Origin of the sequence: Wolbachia endosymbiont (group A) of Volucella bombylans (assembly GCF_964026965.1) — a bacterium.
Lineage (GTDB): Bacteria > Pseudomonadota > Alphaproteobacteria > Rickettsiales > Anaplasmataceae > Wolbachia > Wolbachia pipientis.
Window position 1 is genome coordinate 1,364,995 of the sequence record NZ_OZ034717.1, and the last position, 19,414, is coordinate 1,384,408.

General features: G+C 34.7%; 11 protein-coding genes and 4 pseudogenes. 8 read left to right on the forward strand and 7 right to left on the reverse strand.

Annotation, left to right across the window (positions count from 1 at the left end):
• Positions 1-76: 76 nt before the first annotated feature.
• From AAGD51_RS06935 to AAGD51_RS06945, 3 genes are all read right to left on the reverse strand, one after another.
• Positions 77-751: an ankyrin repeat domain-containing protein gene (locus AAGD51_RS06935; RefSeq protein WP_244226857.1), complete on the reverse strand. Its 675-nt coding sequence runs from the start codon at positions 749-751 to the stop codon at positions 77-79.
• A gap of 101 nt (positions 752-852) precedes the next feature.
• Positions 853-2,970 carry an ankyrin repeat domain-containing protein gene (locus AAGD51_RS06940; protein ID WP_015588928.1) on the reverse strand — a complete coding sequence of 706 codons (2,118 nt, stop codon included), beginning with the start codon at positions 2,968-2,970 and terminating at the stop codon, positions 853-855.
• A 344-nt stretch (positions 2,971-3,314) separates the two neighbouring features.
• Entirely contained in the window at positions 3,315-6,089 is a 2,775-nt protein-coding gene (locus AAGD51_RS06945) for an ankyrin repeat domain-containing protein (protein ID WP_341810452.1), read from the reverse strand.
• Positions 6,090-7,126: 1,037 nt separating this feature from the next.
• On the opposite strand from AAGD51_RS06945, the gene AAGD51_RS06950 reads away from it, so the two are divergent.
• Together AAGD51_RS06950 and AAGD51_RS06955 are read left to right on the forward strand one after the other, a co-directional pair.
• Entirely contained in the window at positions 7,127-7,396 is a 270-nt protein-coding gene (locus tag AAGD51_RS06950; protein ID WP_265016527.1) for a hypothetical protein, read from the forward strand.
• A 191-nt stretch (positions 7,397-7,587) separates the two neighbouring features.
• The gene (locus AAGD51_RS06955; protein WP_316658848.1) at positions 7,588-7,731 is read left to right on the forward strand and encodes a hypothetical protein; all 144 of its coding nucleotides are present in this window, start codon (positions 7,588-7,590) and stop codon (positions 7,729-7,731) included.
• 122 nt (positions 7,732-7,853) lie between these two features.
• Here AAGD51_RS06955 and AAGD51_RS06960 read toward each other — a convergent pair.
• Positions 7,854-8,533 (reverse strand): annotated as a pseudogene (locus AAGD51_RS06960) (IS5 family transposase); the annotation flags it as partial.
• A gap of 87 nt (positions 8,534-8,620) precedes the next feature.
• Between AAGD51_RS06960 and AAGD51_RS06965 the strand changes: the two are divergent.
• Positions 8,621-8,943 (forward strand): annotated as a pseudogene (locus AAGD51_RS06965) (transposase); the annotation flags it as partial.
• 189 nt (positions 8,944-9,132) lie between these two features.
• Here the strand turns inward: AAGD51_RS06965 and AAGD51_RS06970 are convergent.
• Both AAGD51_RS06970 and AAGD51_RS06975 read right to left on the reverse strand, forming a co-directional pair.
• The gene (locus AAGD51_RS06970; RefSeq protein ID WP_341810453.1) at positions 9,133-11,397 is read right to left on the reverse strand and encodes a hypothetical protein; all 2,265 of its coding nucleotides are present in this window, start codon (positions 11,395-11,397) and stop codon (positions 9,133-9,135) included.
• Between the two features lie 122 nt (positions 11,398-11,519).
• Entirely contained in the window at positions 11,520-13,307 is a 1,788-nt protein-coding gene (locus AAGD51_RS06975) for a hypothetical protein (RefSeq protein WP_341810454.1), read from the reverse strand.
• A 190-nt stretch (positions 13,308-13,497) separates the two neighbouring features.
• Between AAGD51_RS06975 and AAGD51_RS06980 the strand changes: the two genes are divergently transcribed.
• The 3 genes from AAGD51_RS06980 (at position 13,498) to AAGD51_RS06990 (ending at position 14,383) form a co-directional block, all read left to right on the forward strand.
• On the forward strand, positions 13,498-13,665 hold the full coding sequence (locus AAGD51_RS06980) for a hypothetical protein (protein ID WP_153296813.1): 168 nt from the start codon (positions 13,498-13,500) through the stop codon (positions 13,663-13,665).
• 77 nt (positions 13,666-13,742) lie between these two features.
• Positions 13,743-13,970 (forward strand): helix-turn-helix domain-containing protein, encoded by a 228-nt coding sequence (locus AAGD51_RS06985; RefSeq protein ID WP_151808077.1) that lies wholly within the window; start codon positions 13,743-13,745, stop codon positions 13,968-13,970.
• A gap of 56 nt (positions 13,971-14,026) precedes the next feature.
• Positions 14,027-14,383 (forward strand): IS630 family transposase, encoded by a 357-nt coding sequence (locus AAGD51_RS06990; RefSeq protein ID WP_394356214.1) that lies wholly within the window; start codon positions 14,027-14,029, stop codon positions 14,381-14,383.
• On the opposite strand, the pseudogene AAGD51_RS06995 reads toward AAGD51_RS06990, so the two are convergent.
• A pseudogene (locus AAGD51_RS06995) lies at positions 14,370-15,656 on the reverse strand (IS4 family transposase). The gene AAGD51_RS06990 and the pseudogene AAGD51_RS06995 sit on opposite strands and share 14 nt — an antisense overlap.
• Positions 15,657-15,748: 92 nt before the next feature.
• Between AAGD51_RS06995 and AAGD51_RS07000 the strand changes: the two are divergent.
• Both AAGD51_RS07000 and AAGD51_RS07005 read left to right on the forward strand, forming a co-directional pair.
• Positions 15,749-16,475 (forward strand): annotated as a pseudogene (locus AAGD51_RS07000) (IS5 family transposase).
• A gap of 286 nt (positions 16,476-16,761) precedes the next feature.
• Positions 16,762-19,125, forward strand: a complete 2,364-nt coding sequence (locus AAGD51_RS07005) for a hypothetical protein (RefSeq protein ID WP_341810455.1) — start codon at positions 16,762-16,764, stop codon at positions 19,123-19,125.
• Positions 19,126-19,414 lie beyond the last annotated feature (289 nt).

The window sequence follows — 19,414 nt, forward strand, 5'->3', positions numbered from 1 at the left end:
GTCCTGCTGCTATTTTTAACAATAACTTGACGTGTATAACCTATAGAAACATCCTCCCTTTTTTGCTTATATCAATTCATACAGTCCTTTTTCTTGGTATAGAGAGTTGAGATACCGATACATCTGTCACTTTTGTATTTATACTGCTTAACATATTTACAACTTCCGTACTTCCTCCTTCTCTAGCGAGATCTAAAGGCGTTTCACGTCCATTGTTTTTAGTATGAATGCTAGCTCCTTTGTCAATTAAAAACTTTACAGTTTCCAAATTACCATTAAAGGCAGCATAGTGTAGGAGTGTCCAACCCTCTTTATCAATATCATTAACCTTTCCTCCTCCTTTATTTAGAAGAAGTTCCATAATGCCTTTATATCCATCATCTTTACCATAATGAATTAAATCTATAGGCTTTTGACCATAAGCGTTTTCAGCACGAACATTAGCCCCATTAGCAACCAAAAGTTTTGCTATTTCCAACTCACCACCAAAGGCAGCATAGTGTAGAGGTGTCCAACCGCTGTTATTGGTATCGTTAACGCTTATCCCTTCATTTAAGAAAAACTCTACGATATTTTTGTTCCCTTTCTTAACAGCAATGTGTATAGCTTTTTTACTACTAATTTCTCTAGCATGAATATCAGCCCCATTTCTAATAAGCTCTTTAACCTTATCAAGGTTATTTTGTTCTACAGCATAAAATAGCTTGCTATTTAAATCTTTCTCTGCTGCAGTAAGTTTAGATGTGTGCATAAACCCTCCTAAAAATATTATTATTAAAATAAAAAAAATAAAGTAAAACCTTTTTGAAGCAGTAAAAACCATACCAACGTTTTTGTCTACAAAGCTTAGTACTATCCAATTTGTGCTCCATTTTTTCTTGTATATCGTACTTGATCTGCCCATTTACCATTTTGTAATTTTTCTTCCTGGACAATTCTTGAAGATGGAGCAGGCTTTTCGAAGTACCCACGTTCAATAGCATCATAAACTGAGTGATAACCAAGTGAGCAATTTTTTCCTATTTCTTCTCCACAATCTTTTAATTTTTTCAACATCCCTTGATCTCTTGCTTCTACCCTAATCCTGTTTTCATTTTGCTTATCAGAATACAATCTAACTTCTAATTCTCCAAAAGAGGTACAGAAAATCAATGCTATATTACTATTGGCTGTAAGGTCTGTGTAATGCCTTTTACCATTTTGCGTTATAATTTCCACCTCACTTTCACCAATCTTTACTATATTTCTTTCATATCCTGCATTTTCATGAGTTAACCATAAACTTCTCGCTCCATCGGTGATCTTTGCAATATCTATTTTGCTCTCCTCCGAATATTCTAAGTAAAGAGTAGTATTACCTATTGCTATATCATTCAATTTACTAGTGGTTGCACTTTTCGCAACTTTAATAAACCTATGGGCATCATTAATGTAACCTTCAAAAGCTTTTATCATATTGGCTTTGTGATCTTTGCATTCTAATCCCAGTTCATCAATTACATCAATGCTCTCTGGGCTACCAAACACTGCTCCTTTTGATACCAATTGACATATTATACCACTAGCAACTTTAGGATACTTTTCTAATTCACTAATTCTTTTTATCACATAATCTGTGAAACTATAACCTTCAAAAGGTGAAGGAACGGTGAAACGATAATTAAGTCGCACTCCAGACTTGATAGCTATCTTCACGAATTTTTCCAATTGATTTATGTCTTGAATTTCAGATAAAATACCTAAGGATCTACTTAGCTTTTCCTTCTGAGCTGGTATTATATTACCCCACAAAACCCCAGATTTAGGTAAGCATTTTTTCCTTTCATACGTGAACTCTTTTGCTCCCGCTTCCAAAAGTAATTTCTTTATTTCATCAGCAGCTTGAAAGCCGGAAAAAGCATTTTTTACATGTTCCAGCACTTCTGACTTTCCTGCTATGTCCCGAGTATTTAAAACTACTTTTAGGTCTTTATTATTCTTATGTTCATGTAAAAACTCCTCTAGATCTTCGAGAAACTGAAATAGAGTGAGTGTAACAATATAGCCTAAATTGCCTTCTTTGTAGCGATGTTCATTAAGTATATTATTTAATTCTTTTCGCAACTTTTTTTGATTGTCAGTAAAAAAACACCTTTCAACATGGTAATTATGATTATCAACTGCAGTTTGTTGTGGAGTTTTCCCTTGTCCATCACATATATTGGGGTCAGCATTTCCCCTTAAGAGAGAATATATATTTTTATCATAGCCCATAGCAGAAGCGCGATGCAAAGGTGTTTCTCCTTTATCATCCTGTATATTTGGACTGGCTCCTGCTTCTAAGAGTAAATTTATAGGTCGGTCTTCTTGACGGTAAGATGCACCTATATGAGCTCCCGCAATCGCATGCAATACTGTTGACCCAGATTCTCCTCTTTTGACATTTAGAACGGCTTTTAGATCTGGATTGCCTCTATTATTTTTTAAAAATTCTTCAAGCTCATCGACCTGACCATTATCATAATCAAAAAGAGCACCTTCATCATGCCATTCTAGATACTTTAAAACATTTAGTAACTCTATGTTTAACTTCTTTTGACTTTCTGTGAGATTATGATCTAAAGCGGACCAAACAGATACCTGTTTACTCAGTGAATATTTACTATCCATTAAAGACGGTGGACTATTATAACTTCGAAATGACGATATGGTTGATTGAGTATACCAAGAATCCCCCTGACTAAACATTTCATCTATGTCACTCTGTGAATGTCCTTGCTTTCGTAAAATTTCTAACCGATCATTAGATGGTGGAATCTGCAACAGATATTCTATAATCAACTCATATTGATCATCAAACGATCCGCCTATTTCTGACTGCCCTTGTCGAGTATTTGATTTCTCTTCTAGCTTTTTTAATAGCTCTTTTTTTTCGCTTATTTCTGCTCCACTAAAAACCTGCTCAGGCCTTGAAATATCTCTAGTTAACATACTCCCCCCATTCTACAAAGATATTATGTACAGCACATAGCACAAATAAAAACTAATGCAAGAATAATTTTTCTAACTTTGATATTTTTTAGAGATCTGTGTTTTCTTTCCTTCTATACCCATTCTAACTTCATAAACTTCACTGACATTGTGAACCTGCTATTTGGTTCTTTTTAGCTATATAACAAGCTACCCTGCAAAATTTTTGTCAGAGTCCCAATTTCCTTGTGTCATTACTGCTCCTTCTAAAAAAACACTTTTATTATGAAAATTTTTCTTTCTTCTTCTCTTGGGTAAGGTCAATTTTTTCCTACCATGAACCCACAGTTTGCTCAATGATCCTATTAGAGAGAAAGAGCCTGATCAATTACTCTTGTTACCCTTGGTTCACTTAATTGACACCCATGCTTAAATGCAATTACTCCTAACTTAGGAACATCATCTCTCTTTTCAACATTTTTTAAATCTACAAAGTTTTTCAGAGTTATTCCTCCATTTCCTAGCTTTTCTTTAAAATCATCCCTGTGAACAACTTTAAAAAAGTTTTCTATACCAGCAAATGTCATTGTTTTTATATCACATTTATAATGTGCTGATAAAGCATCAATTAGCGGCTTATGATTGTGCAGAAAAATTTCTTTTTTCACTTCATTAGCTTTATTAATTAAAATATGAGCGTATTCTGGATATTGCTCTTTTAGGTTATCGTGATTATCAATCCGATTCTGTATGTCTGCATTCCTTTCCCACACACTAATTAGTTCATTAATATCACTTTTTTTCAAAAAGGAATGTAGTTCCTGACTTTCTTTTTCAATCTTTTTGACTTCTTTTTTACAGTTTTGAAGATGTTGTGGATAACTACTGTGTAGATCGTGCAAATCACCTATCAATCTATTCTTTTCTTCTAAGTTCTTTTGACTAACATACAGATCAGCAGCTTCTAGTTTTGTTACGTAATTTATTAGAGCTTTCACTGTATCTATATGGCCATTTCGATCAGCAAAACGCAGAGGTGTATCTCCATTACTATTCACTGCATTAACATCTGCCCCTTTTTCTATTAGAAGTTTTACTATCTCTTCATGGCCATAAGCTGTATGTAATGGAGTACCGTCACTATTTCTTGCGTTAACATTAGCACCTCCTTGTATTAGAGCTTTCACTATATCTATATGGCCATCTCGAGCAGCAAAACGCAGAGGTGCATCTCCATACTTATTCACTGCATTAACATCTGCCCCTTTTTCTATTAGAGCATTTACTACCTCTATACCACCTTTGCTAGCAGCCCAATGTAAAGGAGTCCTTCCCTGTCTATCTTTTGCATTAATCTCTGCTTTTTTGTCTATTAGAGTATTTACTACATCTGTCCTGCCAATTTGAATACTCAAATGTAAAGGAGTCCTTCCCTGATTATCTTTTGCATTAATCTCTGCTTTTTTGTCTATTAGAGTATTTACTACATCTGTCCTGCCAATTTGAATACTCAAATGTAAAGGAGTCCTTCCCTGATTATCTTTTGCATTAATCTCTGCTTTTTTGTCTATTAGAGTATTTACTACATCTGTCCTGCCAATTTGAACACTCAAATGTAAAGGAGTCCTTCCCTGTCTATCTTTTGCATTAATCTCTGCTTTTTTGTCTATTAGAGTATTTACTACATCTGTCCTGCCAATTTGAATACTCAAATGTAAAGGAGTCCTTTCCTGATTATCTTTTGCATTAATCTCTGCTTTTCCTTTTATTAGAGCTTTTACTGCACTTGTACGATCAATTAGAGCAGCCCAATGTAAAGGAGTCCTTCCCTGATTATCTTTTGCATTAATCTCTGCTTTTCCTTTTATTAGACCATTTACTACATTTATATGACCAACTTTAACAGCCCAATGTAAAGGAGCCATTCCCTGATTATCTTTTGCATTAATCTCTGCTTTTCCTTTTATTAAAGCTCCTACTACTTTAATGTTTAATAGTTTGTCTAGGAAAGACTCTATAATATTTTTGCATGCTTTAATATATATAGGTTCCTCACTTCCGGTTTCTCTAGCATGAATATCATCCCCGTACATTTGAGCATTTACTACCTTTGTATAACTTCCGGTAGCAGCCAAATGTAAAGGAGTCCTTCCCTGTTCATCTTGTGCATCAACATTTTTTCCTCCTTTTATTAGATCATTTATTTTACCTACATTGCCATTTTTAACAGCATAATGTAAAGAAGTCCATCCCTGTCTATTTCTTGGTACGTTAACTAAGTCCTTCATATTGTTACTAATATTGTTACCATCTGAGTTAAGTAAAGCAAGAGTTAAAGCCTTACCGCCAGCTAAGAACTCTACTAAGCCATTTGGACCTTGGCCACCAATATTACCATCTAAGTTAATTTTAGTATAACCTAAAAGCTTACTGTTAGCTAAGGCCTCTACACCTTTGTCACCAATATTGTTACCATCTAAGTTAATTTTAGTACAACCTAAAAGCTTACTGTTAGCTAAGGCCTCTGCACCTTCGTCACCAATATTGTTACCACTTAAGTTAAGTGAAGTAAGATTTGAAAGATTCCCATTAGCTAAGGCCTCTGCACCTCCGTCACCAATATTGTTAGACTGTAAGTTAAGTGAAGTAAGATTTGAAAGATTACCATCAGCTAAGGCCTCTGCACCTCCGTCACCAATATTGTTAGACTGTAAGTTAAGTGAAGTAAGATTTGAAAGATTACCATCAGCTAAGGCCTCTGCACCTCCGTCACCAATATTGTTAGACTGTAAGTTAAGTGAAGTAAGATTTGAAAGATTACCGTCAGCTAAGGCCTCTGCACCTCCGTCACTAATTTTGTTAAACTGTAAGTCAAGTGAAGTAAGATTTAAAAGATTATCTTTAGCTAAGTTCTCTGCACCTCTGTCACCAATATTGTTACTACTTAAGTTAAGTAAAGTAAGATGTGAAAGATTCCCACCAGCTAAGACCTCTGCATCTGTGTCATCAATATTGCAATACCGTAAAGAAAGCTTTGTAATGTATGTCCTACTCCGTAAAAAGATTACCAATTCGCTTGTATTTATTGTGGTGTGAGATAATGCTAAAGCGTCACCTTCGACATATTGAGAAAAGTCCATTTTACCCTCCATATTAATACTATCATGTAACATATAAACATTACATAATAAACATACTAATGCTAACGCTATCATAAGACAGCTAAACTATAAGTCAACCACTTTTTTAAAAAATATTTTCAATAAAAATGTAAGCCAATTAGCATCACAAAAAATCTAATTATTGACTTTTTCTAAAAACATAAAATAGTACGTATATTTGTGAGAGCTTTTTACGTAAAAGGGGTGTTTCAAAAATAAAAGCGTAAAATTGTTACAACAAAGTTAGGCAAATCAGTTCGTACCTAAATGTGGCAAAAGTAGGCTAAAATAGCTGACTTTGCGATATAGTAAAATTATTATAAATAAAAGTTCGCACGGATCTAGCGGTAGACCAACGCATCCCAAGAAAAACACTTCTCACGTTCCTTGATTTTGAGCGCTGGAAATGGTTGTATTATTTAATTTATTAATATAATTTACTATTAAATAAGCAATGATTTACTTTAAAATAGCGACAAAATTCAAGAGAGTCCATTTACGCACATGCTTGCAAATATACCACGTTTGTGTTACACTCCAAGATACTCTTTTGAGGGGCTTTTATGTGTGTCTTCTAGCTTCGTTAAGTCAGTGCTCGGTCTAATGTCATTATCAGCTGTGGTGTTTCTCGCGATGAGGATGTGTCTCTTAGACTTTCGTTATGAGGTTAGTAGGTTAAAGAAGGGTCAAAGCACAGAGGAAATGACTGGAACAAGTAAGATTTTAGTGGACTAGTGTGTTTCCCAAATTCTTTGGAGCATTTCGGGTTGCTTACTAGAATTAATGTTATAATCCCTATAAAGAGAATGATTATTTGGTCTATGACTTTTAAATTAAGAATACTATACAAGAAGGATAAACTGTTAAACAAAATGCAATCTAAAGATTGAGTTATCAAAGTGTGTAAGTTAATCAACAGGTATATAATCATTAGAAGGATAAGTAGTTTTTTTATAATTATTTTTTCTCTTTTAATTACTGCGATTTTTATTTTATGTATTGGTGGAGGGGGTGTTGTGTCTGATTTAGAGGGAGCTTTAGAAGAGATGGAGTATTTGGAGAAAAAGGGTCTTTTAACTGATCTTCCAGATGATGTATCATACTTTACAAGAAGGCAGGTAGAAATATGTGGAAATTCTTCCGTATTAAGGGGGGATATAAGGCAGCATGAGGTGTCTTTAGTCCAGATGGAAAAGTTTTTTTACGCTTGTATTATTTTACTTATCCTGGTTGTGGTGATAAGAGTTCTTTGTAAATATAAGATATCGAAAAGGAGAATGGAGTGATGAAAGACAACGTACAAAGAAAGAATGACTAAAATTTTAATATAACTAGATCTTAATCAATTATTTCTTACTACAGCATTGAGTTAATTTTAGGCTATTAAAGAAGCATCATATTCAAATGTGTAATAGACTTGCTTTTCTGAACGTATATACTATAATGGTAATCATAAACAACAGGAACAAGGAGTTTTATGTTAGAGGCAAAGGTAGGGTATTCTTCAAATGGATTATCAGAACCTGCAATTGGTGAAAGTGTTTCACTTACTAGTGATCCTGTTCACATTTTCAAACAAATAAGAGAAGGGAATAAGAAGGAAAAACATAAGGAACTTTGAGGCAAATTAAGGAAAGAGCTTCCTAAGAATTTCAAGATAGGAGCAGCTATAGGTAAGGGAGATTGCTTTTTTGATTCAGTTGCTCAGGGTCTGAATGCATTGAGAGACAAGGGTCTAATTAAAAGTGATGTGTTCTCTTTTTTTTGTTCTTTGTTTAACGGATTCTTTTTCGTTTTCCTGTGCGGTAATACAACATTTTTGTGTATCTTCTGCATTCCCCTATAGCCGGCATCAGCTAAGATTTTAGTTTGCGGCAATACTGCTACCTTTGATTCTCTAAACATCCGAAAATCGTGTTTTCTACCATTCGAGAAAGATGTGCATATGACTTTTTTACTCTTCCTCTCTGTTACTATTTGTGTTTTTATAGTATGCCTTTTTTTCTTTCCAGAGTAGAAGGGCTTTTGCTTTTTTTTGGTCTCTCTACTGGCGTTTCAGTTCCATCTATTACTAAAACTTCATATTCTACATCACTCTTTGATAGCTCTTTTTTTCCTGGTAATGCAAAATCTGGATGTTTTATTAATATGTCTTCTACCCATCTTATTATTTTAAAACTGTTACTTTCACTCATGCCATAGCTTTGCCCAATATGAAAATATGTACGATATTCTCTTATATATTCCAGTGCCATAAGTAGCCTTTCTTCTATGCAAAGTTTACTTTTTCTTCCACTTCTAGCTTTTTTTCTTTTATCCTCCACTTCTAGAATTTCTACCATTCGCTCAAATGTTGCTTTTTTTACCCCTGTTAAACGTCGAAACTTTTCTCCCTCTAATTTTTCTATTTCCTTATATTTCATGCTTTCAAATACTTCATCTTACACTCCCTCTAACAATTTTGAAAGAAGTCTAATGTCGATCAGTTCTGACAGAAAAATTAATAGGTTGGCGATAAAGGTTATATTGCAAAAGAGCTTTTTCAGAAGCTGTTTGACCGAGGTTTGAAACTTGTTACCAAGGTGAAGAAGGTATGAAAAATACATTAATTTCTCTAAATGAGAAGATTTTACTGAGAAAAAGGTCTATCGTTGAAACTGTTTTTGGTTACCTAAAAAATAGACTAGAAATTGAACACACTTGCCATAGACCCCCTGTTAATTTTTTGGTTCATATCTTTTCTACTCTCATTTCCTATTCCATCAAATCCAAAAAGCCTTCTATTTCCTATACCTCCTTCCTTAATCCAGAATTCGCGTTAAGAGAGGGATAACCCTACTCACACTTCCATTTTTATTGACATATTTACCTTAATTTTAAGAAAAAGCGTAGAGTCGCTGCAAGTAATACCGCACGAATTTATTTGATATAGGAAGAAATACTATATTAAATCCGCGGCCACCTTATAGTTAAAGAAGGATATTTCTCCATTATTCAATCAAAGTGTGTATCTTTAACATTCCTATACCCGACTACAACCATTTCCTCCTTTAGATGTACTTGGCTGAGGATATAGTATTGATGTTGATGGCAATGATAATCCCGGTTTACTGCTAATACTGACATCTGTCGAGCTGTGTGGAACACCAGCAACAATGAGATTTTCACTTAATAGTATCAACTCATCTTTACTGCCAACGCCTTGATTAAAAGATACACCAATAAACGCCACATTACCACCCTCTGTTATTGATCCGATATTTTTACATCTTGCGTACCCTTCTATCTGACTATCTGCTGCTCTTAGCTTTTTGCTAGCTTCATTCTTAGTCGTATTGGAGAATTTTAGCTCAAACCCCATAGATACAGATTCTTTTAACTCTTTTATCTTGTCTTCATCATTAGGATTATTGTTATCCACAACCTGTATCATAATATCAATTCTCTTACCCTCTCCCACTTGAAACTCTGTAAGTACAGCAATTACCCTATCTTTATCTAAATCACTCAATCCGGTAAGTAACCCATCTAAAAAAGCTTTAAACCTGTTTTCACTATTAATCATTGACACAAAGCCTTGCTTAGGTTCCCCACGTTCATTACACATTAACCCTTTGATCGTATCGAAGAAGTCTTTATATGCACCTAGCTCGAGTTTATTTGTATCCCTTCTTAACTCTCCACTCTTTCTCTTTTCCTCAATTTTTTTTCTTAACTCTTTCTGTTGATAATTTATTACTTTTTGAAACTTACCAGCCAAACCAGCATCCAGAGCAATAGATTCCACTTCTCCTTTGAACTGCTTCTCTTCAGTTGAATCAGATCCTGTGCTTCCTATTTCACCATAATGCCCTTTAAACTGTTGGATATAACCTTTCCTAATATTTACTAAGCCTTGATCCTTAAAAAAAGAACCAGGTGAAGGCGCTGACTGAACAGGTCCAACTTTTTTATAGCCATCTATATATACCTCAATTAAATCTTGATCATTAACTTTTGTTAAGCCAATGTCACTTAATACTTCTTTACAAAACGAATATTTGTTATACTGAAATTTGTCTGTACCAGCTTCCTGTATATGAAAAATAAGCACCCTGTTTCGATTATCTTTTCCCTCGACAACAACTATATATGTGGTCAGATGTCCCTTTATATCTTTTCCTCCTATCCTTTCTTCTGAATGGTTAAATAAGTACACACTTATACTTTTTGCTTCCTCAGGCTTGTTTAATAAAGGTAATTGACCAAGTAAAAAACGACTTAAGTAATCTCTTGTATATTGCTCTGAAGGAAATGTATAGTATAATTCCCCTAACAGATCTTTTACTTGACTTTCCTTATCCTTGCACTTTTCATTACTACAAACTATATCAAGTAAGGACTGCATTAAGGACTGCATAACAGGCTTTTCATTTCTTTTTATTTGAGATGGCTGGTCAGAAATTATATATGAATCTCCCTGATCATTAAGGTTAACACCCATACAAATAACATGCTCGGAGTTCGTTAATAAGCGCATTTTGTTACGAAGTAATCCTCTAGCATAACTCGATGCTTCTGATAATGCATTTTCTACACTACCCTTTGGTTTCAATTCCATTATTACCGGAACAGCCTTCCAAGAGCGACCTCCTCCTCTCACAAGGAACACAATATCGCTATAACCTCTCCCTGTTAATAGTTCCAAGTATAACCTTAAGTTATAGCGATAACGGAAGTTCATCAACATACCACTAATAAACCCATGCTGTGCTGCTTCTTTATCACTATTTTGTATGAGATTTTTTTCCTTAAGATCAGAGTAAAGCCCTTTGGCCTCTTTGATTATTTCTTTAATACCCCCTCTACTATCTTCGAAATTACCCGTAGCTAAGTCAGCTACTCTGCTTTCTAAATTTTCACCTACTTTGCAACCGATTGTTTTGAAACCTCTGATTTCAGGTGTATCGTTACCTGTTTTATGTTCTACTAAGACTTTAAACTTCCATTTTCCATCCCCTCCTTCAAGTTCCTCTCTACCTATTAAAACCTTAGTTGCACTTAACCCTTTACCTATATTCTTTATTTCTGCTTCCAAGTCATCATTAGACTTTTTGTTTCCACTTTCTGAAAAAATAAATAGATGTTTTTTCTTTTCTTCTCCAATCTCTGCGATGATATGTAACTCCTTTTTAAGTAAGCGAAAGTGCAAATCTTTTATTTTAAGCTTTTCAGCAAGTTCTGTACTTCTTAAGCTAGCAAACATACCAGCAAAGAAATTTATAAAAAACCCTTCCTTTTCTGGCACAGCAGAGGCCCCACTCGGTTTTGGTATTTGATCTAAGAACTACTGAAATCTTTCTTGAAAACTTCTACCACCACTGCTTGCATTGAACAGATACTGTATTAATTCTTCTTTCACATCAGATCCTATTTAGATACTTCTTTTTCAATAGAGCGAGTAGACTGTATATCACTCAAAGACGATGGTACAAAATTACCAGCAGCCTTACTAGTAATCTCAGTTCCATCTTTCTTGGTAAGATGACTCATGCCACTTAGAGACGACTGTACATACCTACCATAAGCCCCGATAGCCCTGGATCTACGTTTTTGGACGGGAGACCGCTCACCACTAAAGGAAGGTAATGCACAATCATCATAAGCTCTGGTTCCAGGTCGATCTTCTCTAATAGGAGCTACAATGTCGGAAAGTGACTTGGACCTAGCTCTAGGTTCAGCATGATCATATTGCTGAAACTGATTTATTTTATTCTTTATATCATCACGCAAACCATCATCTGACAATAATTCAGAAATTTTTATCATCGATTCCCTTATCCTAAATTCCTTGTGTAGCTCAGATGCTTCATTCCATTTCTCTTTGTAGGAAGGATTGTGCTTCAGAATCTCTTCTATAGCTCTTACAAAATCGCTACTGTACTTAGTATCACCAAGAACCTTAATCAACAGATCTTTTCCACCTTGAATATACAAAGCACAACATGCTTTGCTTGAATTACGAAATGATTCAGCTATTTTCTCACGCCCCATCTTACTCGCAGAATTTAGTATCTTCTCCAGAGGCTCAAATGCACCTACCATAGCAAGGTCTAATAACGTATCGATTAATCCAGACCTACCTCTACTCAAATCATCGAGACAGAGCCCTCTAAGATTTTTAAACCCTTCCGCTTCCCAGACCCAGACTAAAAAATCAGCTCCGATTCTCATCAACTCCCTACTAGGTGCAGCACCAACCCTAGAACCCATTCCACAAACAAGGTGATTCTCAAATTCTTTACGTGAAATACTCTCAGGTTCCAAACAATCAATTAACTTCTCGACATACCCAAACAAATACCCATTTTCCAGCCTATCTAATATAGAATAACAGCCATGAATCCCAAAATCCTTCTGTAGAAGCACCTCATAATTATCAACACTGAGGTTAGCAAGACAAAAATCTATGACATTAGCATTGCTATGCCTGAGGCTGAAACTACCAGATGAAGTAGCATAAAGCGCTGTGTCAATTAAGATTTGAGCAAGTTCACTTTCTTTTGTTTCTTCTAACTTATTACAAAAGAACTCAAGAGCTTCTATACACCCTTCCTCTTTTGCGCATTCAAACCCATATTTCCATAAATCAACTTGGCTTCCACAGTCTAAGTTTTTACGATAATTCTTATTATATTTTGCTATCAACTCTTTAAGATTATCTAAAACCCCCTTGTTAGGTTTGGCCTTATATTTACCTTCCTCATCTACAACATGGATATAATGTGACCAGAACTCCATAAGTCTAGAGTATCTACTAAGTGTGTCTGTAATAAACTCCTCTTCCGACTCTGAATCACCCTTGTATTCACCTAGCGATGAAAAAGTGCCACGTATACTTTCCTCTGAGCAAAGCCAACATTTAACTTTGTAACTCTTATAGTCATTCAATAAACTTTCACCGCCTACTTTTTTTATGCTAAGTAATTCTTTTAAAACAGATGCCCTATTAAGAATAGGGTCCCCATATTCTCTTTTCGTCCAATATTTTTCATCTGAGAAATTATTTAGCTCTTTAGAAATATAAGAGAGATCTGAACTCGTTAGGATCTTCCTCCCAAATGGCTTGTACCACTCCCTAATCTGAAAGCGCTTTACAGCATAGCTCTTTTCACTTTCCGAAACTGAATTTATAAACTTTTTTTCCTCTTCATTCATAGACTATCATACCTCCATTGCGTGCAAACTTGCCAGATTGTATGGAGAATTTTTCTTCACGTCAAACTATTTTAAAGCCTTTCATCAGCTTGACCTGTCTAGAAGTTTCAGTAATACCAATTCCTAAAAATAAATAGACGAATAAAGAAAAATTTCTAAAATAGAATAATTTAAGAATGAGAGGGGAGTTATGGCAGGAAAAAGTAAAGCAATAGGAGAAGAATTATATAATAAGTGTAACCTGGAATTAAAGAAGCACGGTATAAGAGGAGAGATAGGAAGAAGATTACAGGCAATAATATCTGCAAAAGAATATCGAATAACAAAAGTTTATACCGAATTACTAGAACTAAATTGATGAAGTGGATTACAAGATTTAAGGAAGGAGGAGTCAATGCGTTTAAAATATAACCAGGACGTGGAGTAAAGCCGAAGTTGAGCTACAAGCAGCAAGAAGAAATTAAAAATGTCATAGCAGAAGAAGGAGCCAACCTAACGGCTAAGAAATTAAAAATCATAATTGAGAAAATATTTTCTATTGAGGTAAGTAAGTCTACAGCACATAGACTGATGCAAAAGTTAGGTTTTTCGTATATTACCCCAAGGCCTGTGCACAATAAACAGGATAAAAATAAACAAGAAGAGTTTAAAAAAAAATCTTAATGAAACTATTGTCACGTATCCCGAAAAAGAGCTATTTTTCTTCGATGAGTCGCGGTTTGGCACACATTCAAAACGGGTGGTTTAAAAAAGGCATTAGGACACAGGTTAAGGTAAAATTAGGTAGGCAAAACTTTTATCTCTATAGTGCAGTTAATCCTAGAAATGGAGAGAGTTCTAGCTCAAACGTCAATACTGATTGTATGAATATATTCCTTGAGCAGATGTCACAATATTTAGGAACAAGGGAAGCATTTCTTGTTGTGGATTGTGCAGGATGGCATAGATCCAAAGGTTTAAAAATACCACAAAATATTACCTTAATCTATTTACCTCCATATTCACCAGAGTTAAATCTAGTAGAGCGTTTATGGCAATATTTGAAAGACCATACGCGTCAAGTTAAGAGATTGTGAGCAAATTTAGAGAGGTTAAAGTGGATACTCTAGCCCTTCTACGTTTGTCTTTTAATGAAAATCGCGACCAAGTTATAGTGAGTTTTTTAAGAAATGCTTTTAAACTATTAATCTTGGTTAATACTAAAAATAACTCTCTAACCCGTCTTTTTAGCTCAATAAATGCCTTTGTTAAGCTAAGTTCTGTATTCTTTTTCACTTCTGTGCAACCAACTATGCCGTGAAATATAAGAATTGCGCACAATTTAGCATATAGTTCACATAATACTCTGCATGGCTTTCCTTTTAGCTTATCAAGTCTGATATGGCTTTTATACAATTTAAATAATTTGCCACCTTACTCTGTAAATCGTTAATACTTGCTCAGCACTAATTTTATTTTCTGGAACATTAGTTATAAATATTGACCAGTTCAACAATTTTTGATTTCTTTTAGAGGATCCTGCGATCTTGCTAATCTATTAGCTTTCCTTCTTCTGGCTATAGACTGTTCTTCAGTTAGTTTCTGACATATAATTCTTACTCTAATTTTTGCTTCTTTTCCTAACAATACCTCGTTTTCTAAAAATCTCTAAACATTCTAATAACTCCATTTTTTGATTTGTTTCTACATCATATACGTTGGTATCGACGACTTATGAAATAAGCTCCTATTTCATTGATTTGTTTAAAAGAACTTGGCACAAAATAACCGAGATCAGATATTAGCAAATCATTGCTTGATATATTACTTAAATGTTTCCTATATCCCTGGTCTGATCTTATTCCCTCCGTTAAATTAAGTTGGTCTATTATCTGATTCATGTAATCGAAAACTAATTGTAACTTTATTCCAGACTTAGTATTGCTTTCATAGCCACTGTAGCTAGTACCATAACCTTTATACATCTCTTCCATACTGTTAGGTAGAGTAATATAGCTACTGTCCAATAATTTAACACTATTAAATTGCTGTAAGATTTTGCAATCAACTTGCAAGATATTTTTAAAGAGAACCACAGATTCATTATACATCCTTTTCATAAATTCCACTGCTTCTTCAGTAAATCTAAAATCCAAACCTTGTTTTGTTATATCTCTCGTTTAGTAATTGACACATTGTTTCTACGCTACAATTATCAACCCCTATATTACCCAAGACTATGGCTTTTACGAATGATGAGCCTTTTAGCTTTCTCTTTCTTTTTATAAACCTTGTTGTAATTGAGATTTTGTCTGCTTTTTCATTAAAAAATTCTTTGAGCTTTTTTGATAAGCAAGTTATTTTATTCATTGGTTCTCTCACTAAAAGTATATCTGGGAGAACTTATACCTTATTATTCTATCTCTTTCATACCTTTATTTCCTTAACTTGACGCGTATGGAATAAAAAACAGTCTGCCAGGTAAGGAAGGAGATAGAGGAAGAAGCGCAAAAGATAACAGGAGATTCGTAGCTGCAATAATGTGGATAGGTAGAACAGGAGCAACATGGAGAGCATTGCCTGCTGAGTATGGAAAATGGTCAAGTGTACATAAACGTTTTATAAGGTGGGCAAAATCTGGTGTTTGGCAGATGATTTTCAACACATTAGCTGTTAATGGAGACACAGAGTGGCTCATGATAGACTCAACAATAATCAGGGCACATCAACATGCTGCTGGTGCAAGAAAAAAATGTGGAAACTGGTAGACAAGAACAAGAGCTGGGACGGTGCAAAGGAGGATTTTCAAGCAAATTACACGCTGCTTGTGATGCTTTGGGCAACCCACTGAGATTTTTTGTTACTGCAGGGCAAAGATCGGATTACGTAAAAGCTTTAGACCTGATAGAAGGCAAGAACATGGAGGCACTTATTGCCGATAAAGGGTATGACGCAAATTATATGATTGAGGCTGCAGAAGCTGTAAATGCTGAGCCAGTAATCCCACCGCGTTCCAATAGAAAAACACCAAGAGAATATGACAAAGAATTGTATAAAGAGAGAAACTTAATCGAAAGGATGTTCAACAAAATCAAGCACTTCCGCAGAGTTGCTACACGCTACGACAAATTGGCCATAGCTTTTCTGTCTTTTGTTCACATTGCTGGCATTTTTCTTTGGTTGAAATAAATGTCGACACTACCTAGAGAAATCTGTCTGGAATTATTGAGTATTTTCTAGAAATCTTGATTTGACAGCTAACACCAGGTTTTCTGGAGACTATAGGTGATGCACTTTTTAACATTACCCTATTTATATTCCCAAGAATAAGGTCAGTAGATATGTTGTTTTCCAGAAGAATATTAGTAAGATTAATTGGAGAAGTACTGATGGCTTTAACTAAGTGGGTTTTAACTTCGCCATTAAGTTCTGTTCAGCAGTATCTGCTCTGTTCCATTTGTGGTTAGGTAAGGGTATGGTTGTAAATACAAAATTCGATCAGCAGAGGGCTGAAGATGATCTATATACTGTTTTGAGATTCAAAGGAAAAGGAGATTTTGAAAGACGGATAAGAGAGCTGCTTGTTAACGATTATAAGAAACTTAGAAAACCACTGAGCAAACTCCTTGGTAAGTTAGAAAGTAAAATAAGGACTGATAAAGAGAACAACCAAGCAGCCAGAAACGTTTATGATCAAATCAAAAAATCTAAAACTAATGAAGATAAATTAAGTAATTTATTGAACTTTAAAAAACAGCTAAAAGCTTTCCTAAAAAATCAAGATGATCGCGGTATTGTGTTAAATGCAATTGACTCTGCAAGTGTTAGTCCTGTTATTGAAGTTGATGTTGTGCACCCAAAAGAGAGTGAGATTAAAAAATTTAAAAAAGCTCAACCTCTTACCTCTAACAGGCAAGACTTTGAAGACGCTCTGAGATACATAGAATCACAAGAAAAAGTTATGGGGATTACATTAGAGAAGCTTAGGGAATACAAGCAACACTCTGTTAAGATTTTTCTACTGAACCGTGTTAATTCATGCAAAAATGGGCATTCTCAATTGCATCCTGATGTAAAAGAAGCTATAGCAATATTATCAAATGATAAGCTTAGAGCTTTCTACGATGAAGAAGTAAAGAAGAAGACGCTACAACCAATATTATCCTACAAAGAATGTGAACAATTATATGACAAAATTAACTACGAAAAAAACGAATCTCATATTGTAATTGAAAGAGGAGAACTTGGAGAGAATGTTAGAACAGTAATGGGAGTGAAGCGCTTTATGAGCGAAAGCAGTGAAGAAGATCAGAAAGATTGTGCTAGTCTAACAGACACTGCTGTTGATCAGAGACAAGATCAGAAAGCTTCCAATAATAGTGAATTAATTGAAAATAGTGGCATATCTTCTCTGGATAGCTCAATTAATGTTTTAAGTGATATGAGTGTACCTTCTGGCTTTGATATAAATTTGATTAATTCGAGTACTCCGATTAAACAGATCGGTCAATCTAACCACACTTCTACTGGTGAAGATCCGTTTAATGAAGCAGATCTTAGTGGCAAGATGAATTTAAGTGGTGCAAGTAGAATGGTTGAACCTATGAAACTAATTGTAGATAGGTTGAACAAAGTGGAGGAAATACTAAAACAACAAAATTTTACGTCATTAAGTAGGGAGTTAGCAGAGCTGAAGATGTATTTTCAAGATTTTTTCAATGTTGTAGAAGAACTTATCAGTGAAAGTGGCAAAAAATGCCTAAAGAATGAGCCCGGAGGCAATTTCGAAAATTCATCTGGGGATTTTTTACAACAAATTTGCAGACTTAAATCTAAATTGGAAATACAAGGAAAAATGAATTGTTCTCTAGATCAAAGAAATGAATTATTGATCGAAGAAAACCTTAAACTTGTAGAAAAGAACAAAGTTCTTCTCAATAGAAACAATTTGATTGAGAATCAACTACGTGGCGTACTCGAGGAAAGAGATAGGCTGTATGCTTCGATAGAAGAAAGAGAGAAAGATAAAAATAAGTTGATTGCAGAAAACGAGCAATTAAAATGGGAAAACGATGAGTTAAACAAGCGTGACGACTACATTTTAAGAGCAAACGAAACGAAAAGTATTGCTATACAAACAGAGGACACAAGCAAATCTGGAGAAATTACCCAATCAGATGGTAAGCATCATGGAGAGATAGAACAACAAGAGTTGATAGAAAAGATAGATATAATGGAAGAACAAATTGAGGAACTCACGTCAGAAAGGATTATATTATTGAGCAGCGTAGAACGATTAAAGGCAGAGAATAAACGATTAGAAGACGTTGAAAAAAGCTTGAGTGCCGAGATCTCACATTTTTGCTCTGGAGAAAATTTGTATAATGAGCTTGCAGCTATTGAAAAGAGGGGGAAGCTCGATAATTCAACCCAAAATGAAATGGAGGCGGAAGTTGGCACTGAGGCGATGGTACCTAGAAAGAACGTGGATCTAGTTAATGTAAAACAAGGTTATAGTAAAAGGGCTAGTAACCTATCTCAAGTTCCTGAAAAAAGTTCAGCAGTAAGATCTCAATTCTCAGCAGCAAGCACTCATGGTAGAAAGCAAATAATTTATGCCTCTGCTTCTCTTATATTATCTGGAGCATTTGCTGTTGGCGCAAGTTTAACAATGTCTCATTTAGGAATATCTATTGCACTTGCTTTGACTGCATTAACTTTCCTTACATTGGGATGTTATTGTTCGTACAAGGTAAATACTACGCTTAGGAATATTGAACTTGATCAAACTTTTAAAATGGCTAATCATGAAGCTGTTTTTATGGTTCCTAGTTTATAACTGTTTGGAAAAATATATTGTTTTACTCCCCAAAAGATTTGGTGAAAAGTGGTAAAGGGAGAAGTGCTATCAGCTTTTGGTGTGACAAATTGGTTGCTGAATGGCGGGTGTAAAGTGCTGCTTAGAAAATAAAGAATTTGCAAATAAAATTCTAGGTGCAATAAGGAGATATAGATGAAGAAAAGACCAATTTTAGTAGAAAAATTAGCAGGATTCCTTTGTGGATGATAGTAAGAACTCCAATTATGAATTAGAAATTGAGTATAACACCAAAAAAAAGCTAAAATCA

Excerpts from the sequence above, each read along its gene's own strand:
- AAGD51_RS06935 (WP_244226857.1), bottom strand. The coding sequence starts at position 751 with ATGCACACATCTAAACTTACTGCAGCAGAGAAAGATTTAAATAGCAAG.
- AAGD51_RS06940 (WP_015588928.1), bottom strand. The coding sequence starts at position 2,970 with ATGTTAACTAGAGATATTTCAAGGCCTGAGCAGGTTTTTAGTGGAGCA.
- AAGD51_RS06975 (WP_341810454.1), bottom strand. The coding sequence starts at position 13,307 with ATGAATGAAGAGGAAAAAAAGTTTATAAATTCAGTTTCGGAAAGTGAA.
- AAGD51_RS06945 (WP_341810452.1), bottom strand. The coding sequence starts at position 6,089 with ATGGACTTTTCTCAATATGTCGAAGGTGACGCTTTAGCATTATCTCAC.
- AAGD51_RS06980 (WP_153296813.1), top strand. The coding sequence starts at position 13,498 with ATGGCAGGAAAAAGTAAAGCAATAGGAGAAGAATTATATAATAAGTGT.
- AAGD51_RS06955 (WP_316658848.1), top strand. The coding sequence starts at position 7,588 with ATGTTAGAGGCAAAGGTAGGGTATTCTTCAAATGGATTATCAGAACCT.
- AAGD51_RS07005 (WP_341810455.1), top strand. The coding sequence starts at position 16,762 with ATGGTTGTAAATACAAAATTCGATCAGCAGAGGGCTGAAGATGATCTA.